14 protein-coding genes and 2 pseudogenes are annotated in these 15,789 nt (G+C 65.6%); 10 read left to right on the top strand and 6 right to left on the bottom strand.

Features of this window, described 5'->3' with window-relative positions:
• Window positions 1-212: 212 nt before the first annotated feature.
• Window positions 213-959 carry a M15 family metallopeptidase gene (locus FLG15_RS23595; protein WP_057677438.1) on the bottom strand — a complete coding sequence of 249 codons (747 nt, stop codon included), beginning with the start codon at window positions 957-959 and terminating at the stop codon, window positions 213-215.
• A gap of 90 nt (window positions 960-1,049) precedes the next feature.
• Entirely contained in the window at window positions 1,050-1,856 is an 807-nt protein-coding gene (locus FLG15_RS23600) for an N-acetylmuramoyl-L-alanine amidase (protein WP_057677437.1), read from the bottom strand.
• A 368-nt stretch (window positions 1,857-2,224) separates the two neighbouring features.
• Between FLG15_RS23600 and FLG15_RS19070 the strand changes: the two genes are divergently transcribed.
• The 6 genes and pseudogenes from FLG15_RS19070 (at window position 2,225) to FLG15_RS19095 (ending at window position 8,285) form a co-directional block, all read left to right on the top strand.
• Window positions 2,225-3,628, top strand: coding sequence for a C40 family peptidase (locus tag FLG15_RS19070; protein ID WP_057677436.1), 1,404 nt, complete (start codon window positions 2,225-2,227; stop codon window positions 3,626-3,628).
• Entirely contained in the window at window positions 3,628-4,737 is a 1,110-nt protein-coding gene (locus FLG15_RS19075; RefSeq protein WP_150147066.1) for a dipeptide epimerase, read from the top strand. Before FLG15_RS19070 ends, FLG15_RS19075 begins: the two co-directional genes overlap by 1 nt.
• A gap of 258 nt (window positions 4,738-4,995) precedes the next feature.
• On the top strand, window positions 4,996-5,772 hold the full coding sequence (locus tag FLG15_RS19080; protein WP_057677434.1) for a L,D-transpeptidase family protein: 777 nt from the start codon (window positions 4,996-4,998) through the stop codon (window positions 5,770-5,772).
• Window positions 5,769-7,085 (top strand): APC family permease, encoded by a 1,317-nt coding sequence (locus FLG15_RS19085; protein ID WP_057677433.1) that lies wholly within the window; start codon window positions 5,769-5,771, stop codon window positions 7,083-7,085. Before FLG15_RS19080 ends, FLG15_RS19085 begins: the two co-directional genes overlap by 4 nt.
• 198 nt (window positions 7,086-7,283) lie before the next feature.
• Window positions 7,284-7,757 (top strand): annotated as a pseudogene (locus FLG15_RS19090) (hypothetical protein); the annotation flags it as partial.
• Between the two features lie 195 nt (window positions 7,758-7,952).
• Window positions 7,953-8,285, top strand: coding sequence for a hypothetical protein (locus FLG15_RS19095; protein ID WP_057677444.1), 333 nt, complete (start codon window positions 7,953-7,955; stop codon window positions 8,283-8,285).
• Between the two features lie 54 nt (window positions 8,286-8,339).
• On the opposite strand, the pseudogene yiaA reads toward FLG15_RS19095, so the two are convergent.
• Window positions 8,340-8,770, bottom strand: a pseudogene (gene yiaA, locus FLG15_RS19100) (inner membrane protein YiaA).
• Window positions 8,771-8,950: 180 nt separating this feature from the next.
• On the opposite strand from yiaA, the gene FLG15_RS19105 reads away from it, so the two are divergent.
• On the top strand, window positions 8,951-10,129 hold the full coding sequence (locus tag FLG15_RS19105; protein ID WP_150147069.1) for a PQQ-dependent sugar dehydrogenase: 1,179 nt from the start codon (window positions 8,951-8,953) through the stop codon (window positions 10,127-10,129).
• 166 nt (window positions 10,130-10,295) lie between these two features.
• On the opposite strand, the gene FLG15_RS19110 is transcribed toward FLG15_RS19105, so the two are convergent.
• From FLG15_RS19110 to tsaD, 3 genes are all read right to left on the bottom strand, one after another.
• Window positions 10,296-12,470 carry a glycoside hydrolase family 3 N-terminal domain-containing protein gene (locus FLG15_RS19110; RefSeq protein ID WP_150147071.1) on the bottom strand — a complete coding sequence of 725 codons (2,175 nt, stop codon included), beginning with the start codon at window positions 12,468-12,470 and terminating at the stop codon, window positions 10,296-10,298.
• A 228-nt stretch (window positions 12,471-12,698) separates the two neighbouring features.
• A complete protein-coding gene (folB, locus tag FLG15_RS19115) occupies window positions 12,699-13,055 on the bottom strand; it encodes a dihydroneopterin aldolase (RefSeq protein WP_017157731.1) in 357 nt (118 codons plus the stop codon).
• An 83-nt stretch (window positions 13,056-13,138) separates the two neighbouring features.
• Entirely contained in the window at window positions 13,139-14,194 is a 1,056-nt protein-coding gene (gene tsaD / locus FLG15_RS19120) for a tRNA (adenosine(37)-N6)-threonylcarbamoyltransferase complex transferase subunit TsaD (protein ID WP_057677430.1), read from the bottom strand.
• On the opposite strand from tsaD, the gene FLG15_RS23605 reads away from it, so the two are divergent.
• The 3 genes from FLG15_RS23605 (at window position 14,170) to FLG15_RS19130 (ending at window position 15,390) form a co-directional block, all read left to right on the top strand.
• A complete protein-coding gene (locus tag FLG15_RS23605; RefSeq protein ID WP_139790970.1) occupies window positions 14,170-14,376 on the top strand; it encodes a hypothetical protein in 207 nt (68 codons plus the stop codon). The genes tsaD and FLG15_RS23605 overlap by 25 nt on opposite strands.
• A 96-nt stretch (window positions 14,377-14,472) precedes the next feature.
• Window positions 14,473-14,688: a 30S ribosomal protein S21 gene (rpsU, locus tag FLG15_RS19125; RefSeq protein ID WP_002808376.1), complete on the top strand. Its 216-nt coding sequence runs from the start codon at window positions 14,473-14,475 to the stop codon at window positions 14,686-14,688.
• Between the two features lie 255 nt (window positions 14,689-14,943).
• Window positions 14,944-15,390 (top strand): GatB/YqeY domain-containing protein, encoded by a 447-nt coding sequence (locus FLG15_RS19130; protein WP_039573394.1) that lies wholly within the window; start codon window positions 14,944-14,946, stop codon window positions 15,388-15,390.
• Window positions 15,391-15,789: the final 399 nt, after the last annotated feature.

Genomic DNA, 15,789 nt, shown 5'->3' on the forward strand with positions numbered 1-15,789 from the left:
TGCTTGCGCCGTTGCCGGTGAGGCGACCGATGCCAGCCCTGTCTGCGCGAGGCGAGCGCGTACCCGACCCTGTAAGCGCGGCCGATGTCGACACCATGCCCTGCATCCACGCGCGCTGCTTGCGTGTCGCATCCACGCGCCCAGCAAGCGGCCAACCGATCGCGAGCATGCGCAGATCGATCAGCGATCACGCATGTGTTGCCTGGTCGCTGTCAATCCACCGGAACATCGTAGGCCGTCTCGGGCGTCGGTTCGGGACGAAACGTGAAATGCCACCATTCCATCGGGTAGTTGGCAAATCCCTCGGCCGCCATCGCCCGCAGCAGGCGCTGGCGGTGCGTGCGTTGCGCCGCGCTGAGGTCGGGCGCGTCGGTGTGCGCACGCGCATCGAAGAAATCGAATCCTGTGCCCATGTCCACTGCACGGCACCCGGCCGGCCGGCACTCCAGCAAGCCCAGATCCACGGTCGCGCCACGGCTATGCCCGGAGGTAGGCGCAATGTAATCGCCCAGCAGTGCGCGCTTGTCCACCCGCGGGTAGTACTGCGCCTTGGTCGCCTGATCCTGCAGATCCGCAGCCCAGGCCACGAATGCTTTCACCGACCGCACCGGCCGATAGCAATCGAACACCTGCAGCCGATAACCCTCGGCCTTGAGCGTCCGCGCTACCCGTGCCAATGCGTCGGCCGCCGGGCGCAACAGGTAGCACCGCGGCGCGTCATACCCCGGCACCACCCGTCCGGTGAAGTTGCTGCTGCCTGCATACCGCATGTCCAATGCGATGTCCGGCGCAAGGGCGTGCACATCCACAAGGCCGGCCTCTGCAGCGGTCCTTGCCGAAGACACATGCACCTGCCCGGCGACTAGCGCAGATGGCGCCACGGCGCTCATCAGCAAAGCGCCTTGAACAACACACTGCCGCCAGCAGCGCCCATTCCGAAACAGCAGGTTGTCCGTCATTTCCGTTCCCTTGCAAGATGCCGCGTTTGCGCGGCAGGTCATGCTGCGCTCGTTCGCCGCCAGCGGCAGCACGGCTCGATGCCTGTGCGCCTAGTGGTTGTCGCCTTCGGTTGGCTCAAGCGCCGGTCGCGGGCTGGAAGGTCTCGCGTGGCTGGTCAACGCAGACAAGATCCGCAGGTCTTCGGCATCCAGCGTGCTGGCGCTGCTGCCGCGGTAATGGTGGTGAAACGCCTGCAGGGTGGCGGCTGGATCGTCGATGCTGTAGCCGATCAGGGCAAGCGCCTGCCATGGGTCGAAACCTTCCGGGGCTGCGGGCGCGTCGGCCGCGGGCCAGCGGCCGAAACCGGCGTCGGCCAGGCGCTTCCAGGGGAACAACGGCCCAGGGTCGTTCTTGCGCGTCGGGGCCACGTCTTCGTGGCCGACGATCTGCGTGCGCGGGATACGCAGGCGCTGACACAGGTCGTCCAGCAACACCAACAGGCTGTCGATCTGCGCCGGCGCGAACGGCTCGCTGCCGTCGTTGTCCAGTTCGATGCCGATCGAGGCCGAATTGATGTCGGTAATGGTGCCCCAGCGACCGGCCCCGCCGTGCCAGGCGCGCTGCGCATCGCTGACCAGTTGGTAGCGCTGCCCGTCTTCGCCAATCAGATAGTGCGCACTGACACGCCCACCGCTGTTGCGGCCACGCAGCGTACCCAGGCTTTGCTGGACTGACTGCTGGTCGGTGAAGTGCAACACGATCAGGATCGGTCGCCGCGTGTCGTAATTGGGCGATGGCACCCACTGCGCCAGTGGGTTGCGCTGCGGTGCGTGCGTGCAGGCACCCAACGACAGCGCGACCAGGCAAACGGCGGTCCGCAGCCACACGGATGACGGGAGAGGAAAGCTGGGCAGCACGGATTTCTCCTGGCAAGGCCGGACGACCTGCGCAACACCATTATCCGCCCAGTCGTGCTCGTGCGGCCGTCTGCCGATGGGCCCGTCGGCAGCGTTGCCTTGTGCGCTGCCATCGTTGAGTCGTAGTCGGTGTCTCCCCGCTTGGCAAGCATCGCCATTGCGGAGACGGCAGTAACGGCCACGCGCGCGTCCACGGCTGCGATGAAGATGGTCTCGGGCTTCCTGCACCTCCGCACCAACGTGCCCCCAAGCGTCCACTGCCGGCGATCTCGCCACGCAGCCAGAACAGGTGGATACGCCCTGCGCCGCATGCCACTATCGGTCTTGCCTCGCAGCTCGCCAGCGGCTGCCTTCCTCCTGAGCCCCGCATGTCCTTGTCGCGCCACCTGCTGCTGTTGCTGCTGATCGCGCTTGCGCTGCCCTGCGCCGCCACACCTGCTGCCACGGCAGTTGCCCAAGCACCGCCCTTCATCGTCAGCGATGCACAGCTCACCCCGGAGTATTGGATCCAGCGCAGCAGCAACGCGCAGACCCCGCGGATCAATCCCGCGCAGATCGCCGACGTCAATGCACGCCTGCTGCGCGACGATGCATCGATGCACGACATCGCGCAACTTCCCCAAGCACTGCCCGCGACCGAGGTGAGAGCGCGTATCGATGCGTTATCGGCAATCCCGACACGCCCGCTGTACGACGCAGATGGGCGGCGTCTGGATGCCGCACGCTTGGCCGCATTGCGCAGGGCCTTGGCATTGGACGCGATACCCGCACAGGTGCCGCTGCGCTTTGCGCTGGTCGTCGCACGTGGCGCATTGCGGACCTTTCCCACTGCCCAGCGTGTGTTCACCAGCGCTGACGACCGCGATATCGACCGCTTCCAGGAATCGGCGCTATATCCCGGCACGCCGGTGGCGGTCCTGCACGGCAGCGCCGATGGCGCGTGGAAGTTCGTGGTCGCCGCCAACTACGCTGCCTGGATCGCAAGCACGCAGCTTGCCGAAGGCAGCCGCAGCGAGGTACTGAATTACGCACAACGCAGCCCACGGCTGATCGTCACCGCAGCCCGCGCGCAACCCGCCTACACACCCGAAAGTCCGGCGATTTCTGCACTGACGCTGGACATGGGGACCAGCCTGCCCTTGCTCGGCGACTGGCCGCCGCAGCAGCCAGTCAACGGGCAATTGCCGCTGGCGGCTTACGTGGTGCAGCTGCCACGGCGCAGTGCCAAGGGGCATCTGCAGCTGGTACCCGCGTTGATTCCGCGCGGTGCCGATGTGCGCATCGGCGCCTTGCCCGCCACCGACGCCGCATTGCTCCGGCAGGCCTTCAAATTCCTTGGCGAACGCTATGGCTGGGGCAACGATTACGATGCGCGCGATTGCAGCGGCTTCGTGCTGGATGTCTATCGCAGCCTCGGTCTCGCGCTGCCTCGCAATACCGGCGACCAGGCGCGCAGCGCGGTGTTGCACGGTGTTGCCTTCGACGCTGGCGCACCGTTGGCGCAACGCTTGCAACGGCTCGCACAGCTGCAGGTTGGCGATCTAATCTACATTCCAGGCCATGTGATGCTGGTGATCGGACATGCAGATGGCGCGCCATGGGTGATCCATGATGTGGCCGGGGCCAGCTACCGCGCCGCCGATGGCAGCGTGCAGCGCGCGCATTTGAATGGCGTGTCGGTCACCCCGTTGCTGCCCTTGCTTGCCAGCGATGGCACTGCATTCATCGACCACATCACCCGCATCCGACGCGTTTTTCCAACGGGCACCTGATGAAGATCACCGGCTTCCGGCTTGGCATGCTGCGCGTGCCCTTGAAAACACCGTTCAAGACCGCCGTGCGCACGGTGCAGGCAATCGAGGACGTCGTGGTGCTATTGCAGACCGACAGCGGCCATATCGGGTATGGCGCCGCGCCGGCGACCGCCCCCATCACCGGCGACACCCATGGCAGCATCATTGCCGCGATCGAACACTGCATCGGCCCCAAGCTGATTGGCCAGGACGTGGCCGATCTCAACCGGCTATGCGGGCGCGTTCAACACGCGCTCGAACGCAACACCAGCGCCAAGGCCGCCGTGGAGATCGCACTGTACGATCTGTGGGCGCAGGCGTTCGGTGCGCCGCTCTACCAGTTGCTCGGTGGCGGCACGCCGCGTGTCACCACCGACATCACCATCAGCGTCGATGCCATCGACACCATGGTGGCGCAGGCGCGAGCGGCGCTCGCGCGCGGCTATCGCGCACTGAAGATCAAGGTCGGCAAGGACATCGAATCCGATGTCGAACGCGTCACGGCAATTCATGCGGCAGTCGCCGGGCGCGCATCGCTGCGGCTGGATGCCAATCAGGGCTGGACGCCCAAACAAGCGGTGCGCACCATGCGCACGCTGGAAGATGGCGGCATCGCGCTGGAGCTGCTGGAGCAGCCGGTCAAGGCCGCCGACCTCGACGGGCTCGCCTTCGTCACCGCGCGCATCGACACGCCGGTGATGGCCGACGAGAGCGTCTTCTCGCCCACGCAGGTGATCGAGCTGATTCAGCGTCGCGCCGCCGACATCATCAACATCAAACTGATGAAGACCGGCGGCCTGTCCAATGCCATCCGCATCGCCGACATCGCCGGGTTGTACGGGTTGCCATGCATGATCGGCTGCATGATCGGCTGCATGATCGAATCCAGCATCAGCGTGGCCGCCGCGGTGCATCTGGCGGTGGCCAAGGCCGACAGCATCACCTTGGCGGATCTGGATGCACCTGCGCTCGGGCAGTTCGACCCCACCGAGGGCGGCGCGCATTTCGACCAGGCGCAGATTCACATCGACGATTCGCCGGGATTGGGCATCCGACGCATTCGTGGGCTGGAGCTGTTGCCGGCGTGACAGCCGCTGACGCGATGCAGCCAACACGCCCCAGGTGGAACTAGACCGGGCCGGAACCGGTGGCGTCACAGCGGTACTGGCCGATTCCGGGCAACGGACACGCCTGCCTGATGCGCGGCACGTCCATGCGCCACGGGGCCGCGTTGCTGGGTACAGTAACGACACGGCGACGCCGATCACGCGACACCAGCGTGGCGCCGTCTCCAGCAATAGGTATCGCCTAGACTCATCCCGCTCGACCCAACACCCGGAGCCTGCATGCGCCTTGCCACCGTGTTTCGATCCATTGTGCTGTTGGCGCTGACAAGCTGTAGCAGTCTCGCCGTTGCGGCCAGCCCGATCGATGCGTTGAATCAGGCTCGCACGTTGGTCCTGGTGACCACCGCGGACTGGAACAGCACGCAGGGGCGCCTGCGCACCTTCACCCGCGTGGATGGCACATGGCAGCCGGCTGGGCAGAGCTTCGCCGTTGCGCTTGGGCGGCATGGCAGCGCCTGGGGCGAGGGCCTGCATCCAGCGCAGACGCAAGGCCCGCAGAAGCGCGAAGGCGATGGCCGCAGCCCTGCCGGCATCTTTGCCATCGGCCCGGCGTTCGGCGATGCCGAGAAGATCGACAGCGCGATGCCGTACCAGGCGATGAGCGCCACCCATTACTGCATGGATGTGCCCAGCTCGCCGCTGTACAACCGCATCGTCGACGCCGCGCAAGTGGGCGAGGCGGCCGTCGCCGGCTCGACCGAGCCGATGCGTCTGGATCTGCGCCAGGCAGGCGATGCGCGCTACAGCGAGGGCTTCGTGATCGCGCACAACCCCAAGGCCATTCCCGGGCGCGGCAGCTGCATCTTCGCGCACCTGTGGCGCACGCCGGGCCAGGTCACCGCCGGCTGCACCGCGATGGCCGCGACCGACATGCAACGCCTGCTCGCCTGGCTGAAGCCGCACGACCACCCGTTGTTCGTGCTGCTGCCACGCGCCGAATACGCACGCCTGCACACGGCATGGCAATTGCCTGCCCTGACCGAGGACGCGCCATGAGCACACCGCATCCTGCGCCGGACGCGACGGGGTTGGTCCGTGTCGTCAGCCGATGGCAGATCGTCGGCCTGTCGATCAACGATGTCATCGGCAGCGGCATCTACCTGCTGCCCGCCGCAACCGCCGCGCTGCTCGGGCCGATGAGCCTGTGGGCCGTGATGCTGGCCGGCCTTGCAGTCGCCTTGCTGGTGCTGTGCTATGCGCAGGCAGGCAGCTACTTCGATACGCCGGGCGGCAGCTATCTCTACACGCGCGAAGCATTCGGCCCGTTCGTCGGTTTTCAGATTGGCTGGATGATCTGGCTCACGCGCATCAGTTCGGCGGCCGCCTTGAGCAATGGCCTGGCCGATGCAGTGGCGCGGTTCTGGCCCACCGCCGCCACCGATACCTGGGCGCGTTTGCTGGTCGTCGTCGGCTCGTTGGGCCTGCTCACCGCCATCAACGTGATCGGCGTGAAATCGGCCGCGCGCACCGGCATCGCGCTGGTGATCGGCAAGCTGGTGCCGTTGTTGCTGTTCGTGGCCATCGGCCTGTTCTATGTCGATTGGTCGTGGGCCTTTGCCGGCACCGGGCCCGATCTGCGCGACCTGGGCAATCTCGGTGAAGCGGCCTTGCTGCTGCTGTTCGCCTATGCGGGTTTCGAAAACATTCCCGCAGCCGCTGGCGAATACCGCAACCCGCGGCGCGATGTGCCATTTGCGTTGATCACCATGATCGTCACCGTCACCCTGATCTACGCCGCGGTGCAAGTGGTGGCCCAGGGCACCCTGCCCAACCTTGCGGCCTCGCCGACGCCGCTGGCAGATGCCGCAAGCCGATTCGGTGGCGAAGCGTTGGCACTGATCCTCACCGTGGGTGCCACCATCTCCATCCTCGGCACCACCAGCAACACCGTGATGCTCGGCCCACGCTTTCTGTTTGCGCTTGCGCGCGATGGGTATGGCCCTGCGTTCCTGGCCCGCGTGCATCCGCGCTTCCACACGCCCGCCGCGGCGGTGCTGACGCAGGGGGCGTTGTCGCTTGCATTGGCGTTGTCGGGATCGTTTACGCAGCTGGCATTGCTGTCGATGGTGACCCGCCTGTTCGCCTACATAGGCACCGCCGCAGCCGTGATCGTGCTGGCGCGCCGCTACCGGCAGCGCACCGATACCTTGCGCCTGCCCGGCGGCCCGGCCATCCCTATTGCCGCGTTGGTGCTATCGCTGGGCCTGCTGGCCAGCGCCAGTTGGCAGAATCTGGCCGCCGCAGGCGTGGCGCTTTTGGTCGGTTGGGTGTTCTATCTGTTTCCGCGCAAGCAGGTTCACAGCGGCTGAGGGCACGACGAGCTGCCACTGGGCAGCCCCTGAAGCGGCATGCGCATACGAAAGCATGTTTTTCCGTGTGTTCCCGTCCATCGGGCGGTGAGCTGCGCAGGGCGGTGACCTGCGATTTCGCGGCATGCTCGCGCAGCGCTCACGCACGCCTAACCGTGCGCACCCAACGCTGCGCTTCTACCTGCATGGGAGCTTGCGATGAAATTGCGCCATGTCTACAGCACTGCCGATCTCGACAGCGCCCAGCGCGTGCTGCAGGCCGCACGCAGTGCCGGCATCGACAACGATGCGTTGTCGTTGATCGCCCGCTCCGATATCGAGCTGCAGGAGGTGCCGGACGAACGTAAGGACGTCAAGACCGACTTCCTTCCCGCTGCCGCCCGTGGCGCCGCCACCGGTGGTGCGGCAGGCCTGGTGGCTGGCCTGGTCGCCATCGCAGTGCCCCCGATCGGGCTGACCTTGGCCGGCGCGGGTGTCATGGCACTGGCGGGTGCGCTGGTCGGCAGCTGGTCGTCGGCGTTGATCGGCGCCACAGTGCCCGATCCGGTACGCCGTCAATTCGAAGATCAAATCCAGGCCGGGCGCGTGCTGGTAATTATCGACGCAGAGCAGGCGGCGCTGCAGGACGCCGAGGCCGCCATGGTGGCCGCCGGTGCAACCCCGTTGCCGTATCGGCCTCGGCGACCACCTGAAGCGACCGCCCAAGGCCCTTCCAGGCCGTGCAACGCTGCGGCGATGACGCGTCAAAAAGCGTGGCCGATGCCGCTGTTTCGAACCTGCCGCGTTGATGCACTCCTCACCTGTCCTGGCAATGAAATTAACGGCATCCGGCCTAGGGTAGGCCGCACATCCACCACGGAGACAGGCATGAACGTGCCGTACCAGATTCCGGGCCGGGCACCGGACGAAGACCGCAGCCATAACGTATCGACGTATTGGCGCGAACGCTTCACCGAAGAGCCGTATTACACCGAAGGCGATCGCTACGAAGACTACGAAGGCGCCTATCTCGCAGGCCATGAAGCGCGTATCCGCGACAACGCACGCGCCTACGACCAGGTCGAAGCCGAGTTGCATCGCGATTGGGAAGCCAAGCGCGGCACCTCTTCGCTGAGTTGGAGCAAGGCGCGGCATGCGGTCAAGCGCGCCTGGGAAAACGCGGCCGATTTCGTTACCGGTGACGATGCACACAAGCGCTGAAACGACAACGCCACCGTCGAGGTGGCGTTGTTGCATCGCACGATCTTTAACGCATCAGTCCAGTGCCGGCGGCACGTTACGCGCACTACGTAGTGTGTCGGTGATCTCCATCGCATCGCGGGTATTCTTCTGCACTGCAACCGCACCAAACAGGCTCAGCGCGTAGGCCATTGCGTAAAATCCTTTTTCGCTCAGCAACAGCGTGGCATTGATCAAGCCGATGGTCAGCAGCGCCAACGCAACAATCAGCGAAAACCAGCAGATGGCGTAATACAAGCCGGTCACCGGAATTCCATCGGCGCGGTCACGCTTTTTTGTAATAAGACCGAGGCGAACAAACCGAACAACAACAGCGTGAAGTAATCGCCCTTCTCGTTGAGCAACATTTGGGCACTCCACAAACCCACCAGATACGCCGCACCACCCAGCAATAATGCGGCCCAGGACGCGGCGATAAAGGTAGGCGAGGTTTTTTGCGAGGCCATGGAAACTTCTTTTCATGGTGAAACGATGCACGACATACGACGATGTGAGACGCGGGCGTCTTGCAGACAGTGATCTGCAACAAGGGCGCCCCGGCGACGTCGTGTAAGGTATTTAAAACCCGACGCGGGACACGTTGCGGGAGGGCTGCAACGTACCGCGCCCATCCCCAGGAGGACCCCATGTCTGTCCGTCGTCTGCTCGCCCTGGCCTGCACGGCCACCCTGTTCACTGCCGGCACTGCAGTTGCTGCGCCCGCAGCCGCCCCCGCGGCCTCCATTCCCAAAGCTCAGTGGCCGTTTCAGGCCACCACGGTTGCCGATTTCGACGAGCCGTGGGCAATGACCTTTCTGCCCGACGGCAGCCTGCTGGTCAGCGAAAAGCGCGGCGCCTTGATGCGACTGGACCTCAAGACCAAACGCAAGAGCGCCATTACCGGTGTTCCGGCCGTTGCGTATGGCGGCCAGGGCGGTTTTGGCGATGTTCTGGCGCATCCGCGTTTCGCCAAGAACGGGCTGGTCTACGTGAGTTATGCCGAGCCGGGCGAGGGCGACACGCGCGGCGCGGCGGTGGCCCGCGCCAAGCTTACGCTGGATGCAACCGGCGGCGGCACGCTCTCGGACCTGAAAGTGATCTGGCGCCAGGATCCCAAGGTCACCGGCAATGGTCACTTCGGGCATCGGCTTGCGTTCGGGCCCGATGGCAAGCTGTGGATCAGCTCCAGCGAACGGCAGAAATTCACGCCTGCCCAGGACATGAAAGCCAACCTCGGCAAGCTGATCCGGCTCAACGACGACGGCAGCGTGCCGGCCGACAACCCGTTCGTTGCGCAAGGCGGCGTTGCCGCGCAGGTGTGGTCGTTGGGCCACCGCAATATTCTTGGCCTGGCCTTCGACAGCAAGGGCCGACTGTGGGAACACGAAATGGGCCCGCTCGGCGGCGATGAGTTGAACCTGATCCAGCGTGGCGCCAATTACGGCTACCCAATCGTTTCCAACGGCGACAACTACGACGGCACGCCGATCCCCGACCACAACACGCGCCCGGAATTCGCCGCGCCCAAGATCAGCTGGACGCCGGTGATTTCGCCGGCCGGTTTTGTGATCTACAGCGGCAAGCAGTTCCCGGCGTGGCGCGGCAATGGCTTCATCGGCGGGCTATCGTCGATGGCGCTGGTGCAGGTGTCACTGGGCGACCAGCCGCGCGAAGTGGCGCGTTACGACATGGGCGCACGCATCCGCGAAGTGGAGCAAGGTCCGGACGGCGCACTCTGGCTACTGGAAGACGAGGCCAGTGGCAGCACCGGACGTCTGCTGAAGCTGACGCCCAAGAGCAAGGCCGCGGTCGAGAACGACGCTTGATCGATGCCGCAGCATCAGCCGGTGTATCTGCGCATTGCACCGGCACGCGCGATGGCGACATGGACCGTCGTCATCGCCTCTAAACCCGATGTCAGCAGGCGCTGCGCGCGATAGCAATGGTCACCTGATCGGCGCTGATGACTCGCGAAGAGTGCCAAGCGCGCCGCTATCGGCGCTCCAGCAGCTCGAAGGTGACGGCATCGCCGCTCTTGGCCGACGCGCACACCCACACATCGAACAAACCCGGCTCCGCACCGAAGACGCCCTTGTGGTTGGTGAATGCCAGCGCGTCGCGCTCCAGGGTGAACACCACGTCCTGGCTCTCGCCGGGCTGCAGCAACACCTTGCGAAATCCCTTGAGTTCGCGCACCGGGCGCACGCGGCTGGCCACGCGATCGTGCACATACAACTGCACCACTTCCTCGCCTGCGACCTTGCCGGTATTGGTAACGCGCGTGCTAATGGTCAGCGTCTCATCCCAGCCCAGTTGCGCCGCGCTCAACTGCGGCTGCGCATAACCAAACGTGGTGTAGCTCAAGCCATGTCCGAACGGATACAACGGTTCGTTCGGCATCTCGCGCCAACGGGCCTTGTACTCGGACAGGGTCGGCAATTCCGGGCGCCCGGTGCGCAGATGGTTATAGAAGTACGGCTGCTGCCCGGTCGCCTGCGGGAAGCTGATCGGTAGACGCGCCGACGGGTTGTAGTCGCCGAACAGCACATCGGCCACGCCGGTCCCGGTCTGGGTACCCAGGTACCAGGTCACGGCAATCGCGTCGGCATCGCGCACCGCACCGCTCAAGGCCAGCGCGCGGCCATTGCGCAACAACACCACCATCGGAGTGCCGGTCGCTGCAATCGCTTCGGCCAGTGCCTGTTGCGCCGGCGGCAAGACGATCTCGGTGCGCGATTGTGCCTCGCCACTGAAGCGCTGCGGCTCGCCCAACGCCAGCACCACCACATCGGCCGCCTGCGCCGCATCGATCGCGGCGGAAATGCCACCCGGCAGCGCCTCCTCCAGTCCGCAGCCGGCCACCACGCTCAGATCTTCGGTGCCGACCACCGCACGCACGCCCTGCTCCAGGGTCACGTAGCGTTCCTTGTCGCCGAACAAGGTCCAGCAGCCCTCGATGTTCTCGCGGTCCTGCACGAACGGGCCGATCAACGCGATGCGCTGGCCGCTCTTCTTCAGCGGCAACACAGCGCCTTCGTTTTTCAAAAGCACGATCGAACGCCGCGCCGCATCGCGCGACAGCGCATCGTGCGCCGGCAGATGCGTGGTATCGGCTTCGCGCGCCGGGTCCAGCGAGCGATACGGATTGTCGAACAGCCCGATCGCGTCTTTCAGCTGCAGGATGCGCCGCACGCTGGCATCCAGCGTGGCCATCGGCACCTCGCCGCTTTCCACCAGCGAGGGCAGGTGCGCGGCATAAAAGCCGCTCTGCATGCTCAGGTCCAGACCGGCCAGGAAAGCCTTCTTGGTCGCGTCGCGCTCATCGGCGGCATAGCCATGGGCGATCAATTCCATGTCGGCGGTGTAATCGGAAATCACCACGCCGGGGAATTGCCATTCCCCACGCAGGATCTCGGTCAGCAACTCGTGGTTGGCGCTGGCCGGCACGCCGTTGATGTCGTTGAAGGACGACATCACGGTCAATGCGCCGGCATCGAAGGCGGCCTTGAACGGCGGCAAGTGCACATCGCGCAGCGTCTGCGGCGCGATGTCCACTGTGTTGTATTCCATGCCTGCCGCCACCGCGCCATAGGCGGCGAAATGCTTGGGCGTGGCCAGCAGGCAATCGTGGGCGGTCAGGTCGCTGCCCTGGAACCCGCGCACACGGGCAGCGGCAAAGACCGTGCCCAGCATCACGTCTTCGCCGGCACCTTCGGCACCACGACCCCAGCGCTGGTCGCGGGCGATGTCCACGGCCGGCGCGTAGGTCCAGTGCAGGCCGGCAGCGGTGGCCTCGATCGCGGTGGCGCGCGCGGTGCGCTCGGCCAACGCCGGCTCGAAGCTGGCCGCCTCGCCCAGCGGGATCGGAAACACCGTACGCATACCGTGGATCACGTCGGCGGCCAGGATCACCGGGATGCCCAGGCGACTCTCTTCCACGGCGACTTTCTGGATCTGCACGCCCAGCGCGGCGCCCACACCATTGAACAGCGAGCCGACCCGGCCCTCGCGCACCTGCTGCAACACCTCGTCGGCATTGCGCACATTGGCCTCGGGATTCACGTCCGGCGCGAACGGCCGCACCATGTCGGCGAACACACCCAACTGTCCGACCTTCTCTTCGACGGTCATCCGGGCAATCAGGGTTTCGATGCGATCAGCAGCCATGAGATCCTTGAGAAAACGTTTACATGGCCGTCAATTCTAGCCTGACGCACCCACGCGCAGGCAAGTTTTGAGGGCTGGAATTGAGATTCGGGGATTTGTCGAGGCCGGTTGCAGCGCATCGTGCGCGCCGGGGAGCCGCGGCGGCGCAGCCTCTGCGCCACGCGTCCCAGCCCTCCAGGCTTGGCGCCCTGAAGTGAAATGGCCGGCAGCAGGGCGTCCAGGCGGCAATCAGATCGCCCGTGCCCGCTCGATGATCACTCCCACGGCCTGCGCGCCGCGCACCGCCCCCGGCTTGCTCAACTTCAATCGCAGCCAGTGCACGCCGAATTCGTCCAGCACGAGCGCCGCGCAGCGCTCGGCCAGCGTCTCCACCAGCCCAAAGTTCGAGGCTTGCACGAACTCGATCAAGCGCTTGCTCACCGCCTTGTAGTTCAGCGTATCGGCGATGTCGTCGCTGGCCGCCGGTATGCGGTTGTCGAAACCCATCTCCAGATCGAACCGCAAGGTCTGGCGGATGCGCCGCTCCCAATCGTAGATGCCGATCAGCGCATCGATGTCGAGACCTTCAATAAACACTTTATCCATGGGAATAGGGAGTCGGGAATTGGAAGTGGGGAGAAGCAAGGGCAATAACACGCAGCACTAACAGGATCGGGGTACCGCTCTTCCTATTCCCGATTCCCGATTCCCGATTCCGCCGCCAGCGGCGGCAGGCTCGCCATATCCCACCGCGGCGTCACATGCACCGCCGCATCCGCGTACTCGCCGGCCTGCAGCCGCAGCGCGCCGGCGAAGGCGATCATCGCGCCGTTGTCGGTGCACAAGGCCGGGCGCGGGAAACAGACCCGGCCACTGCGGCGCTGGGCAGCCTCTTGCAGGCGCGCGCGCAGGCGCTTGTTCGCGCCCACGCCGCCGGCCACGACCAAGGTGTTGCAGCCGGCCGCGTCCAGCGCGCGCAGGCACTTGATGGCCAGCGTTTCCACCACCGCGTCCTCGAAGCCGCGCGCGATATCCGCGCGGGTGGTGTCGGACTGGTCGCTGGACCGCCAGGCCAGCAGCACCTGGGTCTTGAGCCCGCTGAAACTGAAATCCAGCCCGGGCCGGTCGGTCATCGGCCGCGCGAACTTGTAGCGCCCCGGCGTGCCGGTTTCGGCCAGCGCCGCCAGCTGCGGGCCACCCGGGTACGGCAGGCCCATCATCTTGGCGGTCTTGTCGAAGGCTTCGCCGGCCGCATCGTCCAGCGTCTCGCCGAGTACCTCGTACTGCCCCAGGGCCTTTACCGACACCAACTGGGTGTGCCCGCCGGAGACCAGCAAGGCCACGAACGGCGCCTGCGGCGGGTCGTCCTCCATCAGCGGCGCCAGCAAGTGGCCTTCCATGTGATGCACGCCGATCGCCGGCACATCCAGTGCCCAGGCCAGCGAGCGCGCCACCCCGGCACCGACCAGCAAGGCCCCGACCAGGCCCGGACCGGCGGTATAGGCCACGCCATCGAGTTCGTCGATCCTCAACCCGGCTTCGCCCAGGGTCTGACGGATCAGCGGCAGCAGCTTGCGCACATGGTCGCGGCTGGCCAGCTCGGGCACCACGCCGCCGTATTCGGCATGCAGCGCAATCTGGCTGTAGACCGCGTGGGCGCGCAGCGCCGGCACACCCGACAATGCGGTGTCGTAGACCGCCACACCGGTCTCATCGCACGATGATTCGATCCCAAGGACTTTCACGGCAGCTCGGCATGCAGGGAGATGCCACTATTTTCGCAGCTTTTGCGCTGCGCAGATCGGCCGATGGCAAGATGCTGCGCCGCGCTGCCGTACTGGCCGCATACGTCCCGAATGCACGCTTTATCGATGTCGCGGCGGCAAATGCTGCCGGGGGCTTGCAGGCCGTCGGCAAGTCGTTATAATGCCCGGCTCACCGGGGCAACCCGGAAATTCCGTCACGCGAGTCCGCTCGCACCCGCCCGGGGCTCCCGGACGGAAATCCCATTTCTGGAGAACACATGCCCAGCGTTAAAGTCCGCGAGAACGAGCCCTTCGAATTTGCGCTCCGTCGTTTCAAGCGCACCTGCGAAAAGGCCGGCGTGCTGGCCGAAACCCGCAAGCGCGAGTTCTATGAAAAGCCGACCCAGGAGCGTAAGCGTAAGGCTGCCGCTGCCGTGAAGCGTCAGCTGCGTCGTTCCTCGCGCGACGTCACCAAGCGCCAGCGCTTGTACTGATCGTCCGCGGTTCCTTGCCGGTGGGTCTGCGCTGAAGGCGCGACCTAGCGGGAGCGAACCCAAGAGCCGGCACGCGCAAGCGTCGCCGGCTTTTTGTATTGGCCTGCCACAAGGCATGGCGCTGGAGACATCAGGCAATCCGCGCGACGCGCCGCACGGCATCTCTCCACGCACGCCCGACCCTCCTTCGACCGAGGTCCCCAGCCCGCTTGGGCGCCTTGGCCACACTCGATACCTACACTCAGGAGTTACCGCATGTCCCTGAAGCAGCAGCTCACCGATGACATGAAGGCCGCGATGAAGTCCGGCGACAAGCACAGCCTGGGCGTGATCCGGCTGATCAACGCCGCCATCAAGCAGAAGGAAGTGGACGAACGCATCGAGATGGACGATGCCGCCGTGATCGCCGTACTGGACAAGATGGTCAAGCAGCGCAAGGACTCGGTCACCCAGTTCGAAGCCGCCGCGCGCGATGACCTGGCACAGATCGAGCGCGAGGAGATCGTGGTGATCGAGCGCTATCTGCCGGCCAAGATGGGCGAAGCCGAGATCGTGGCCGCCATCCGGGCCGCGATCTCCGAGACCGGTGCAAGCAGCCCGGCCGATATCGGCAAGCTGATGGGCGCACTCAAGCCCAAGCTGGCCGGTCAGGCCGACATGGGCCTGGTCTCGACCCTGGTCAAGCAGCAGCTGGCAGGCTGATGGATCGCCGCAGCGCCCTGTGCCACGGCCAGGGCGCTGCGACTGGTGCGCGGCGCGCGCTGCGGCACTGCCTGCTGCATCACCGAGCGGCTTTCCCACTGGAAGGCGGATCGTCCAACGGGCAGGGATGCTGCATGACGCCGCTGCAGCGCAAAGGCCGTTGCATATCTGCCACACGCAATGCATCAGGCAAGGCGCACTGCCTTCCTCAAATGCGTCCGGCCCAGCAGGCGGACCAAGCGCTTCGCACAGCTGCGCCCCTGTCGTCGCGTAGACATCCGGCAGTGCCAAGCACACGCGCCAGTACAGGTCCATCGGCACCTGGCGCACATTGAACGCGCTGACAGATACGCCGCGCACGTTGCTTCCACGCGCGACAGACTGCGCCTACCAGGTGCG

Origin of the sequence: Xanthomonas phaseoli pv. dieffenbachiae (genome assembly GCF_008639345.1) — a bacterium.
GTDB lineage: Bacteria > Pseudomonadota > Gammaproteobacteria > Xanthomonadales > Xanthomonadaceae > Xanthomonas > Xanthomonas phaseoli.

Bases quoted from the DNA above. Each gene is read 5' to 3' on its own strand.
- FLG15_RS23595 (WP_057677438.1), bottom strand. From the start codon at position 959: ATGACGGACAACCTGCTGTTTCGGAATGGGCGCTGCTGGCGGCAGTGT.
- FLG15_RS19070 (WP_057677436.1), top strand. From the start codon at position 2,225: ATGTCCTTGTCGCGCCACCTGCTGCTGTTGCTGCTGATCGCGCTTGCG.
- FLG15_RS19075 (WP_150147066.1), top strand. From the start codon at position 3,628: ATGAAGATCACCGGCTTCCGGCTTGGCATGCTGCGCGTGCCCTTGAAA.
- FLG15_RS19080 (WP_057677434.1), top strand. From the start codon at position 4,996: ATGCGCCTTGCCACCGTGTTTCGATCCATTGTGCTGTTGGCGCTGACA.
- FLG15_RS19085 (WP_057677433.1), top strand. From the start codon at position 5,769: ATGAGCACACCGCATCCTGCGCCGGACGCGACGGGGTTGGTCCGTGTC.
- FLG15_RS19095 (WP_057677444.1), top strand. From the start codon at position 7,953: ATGAACGTGCCGTACCAGATTCCGGGCCGGGCACCGGACGAAGACCGC.
- FLG15_RS19105 (WP_150147069.1), top strand. From the start codon at position 8,951: ATGTCTGTCCGTCGTCTGCTCGCCCTGGCCTGCACGGCCACCCTGTTC.
- FLG15_RS19110 (WP_150147071.1), bottom strand. From the start codon at position 12,470: ATGGCTGCTGATCGCATCGAAACCCTGATTGCCCGGATGACCGTCGAA.
- folB (WP_017157731.1), bottom strand. From the start codon at position 13,055: ATGGATAAAGTGTTTATTGAAGGTCTCGACATCGATGCGCTGATCGGC.
- FLG15_RS23605 (WP_139790970.1), top strand. From the start codon at position 14,170: ATGATTCGATCCCAAGGACTTTCACGGCAGCTCGGCATGCAGGGAGAT.
- rpsU (WP_002808376.1), top strand. From the start codon at position 14,473: ATGCCCAGCGTTAAAGTCCGCGAGAACGAGCCCTTCGAATTTGCGCTC.
- FLG15_RS19130 (WP_039573394.1), top strand. From the start codon at position 14,944: ATGTCCCTGAAGCAGCAGCTCACCGATGACATGAAGGCCGCGATGAAG.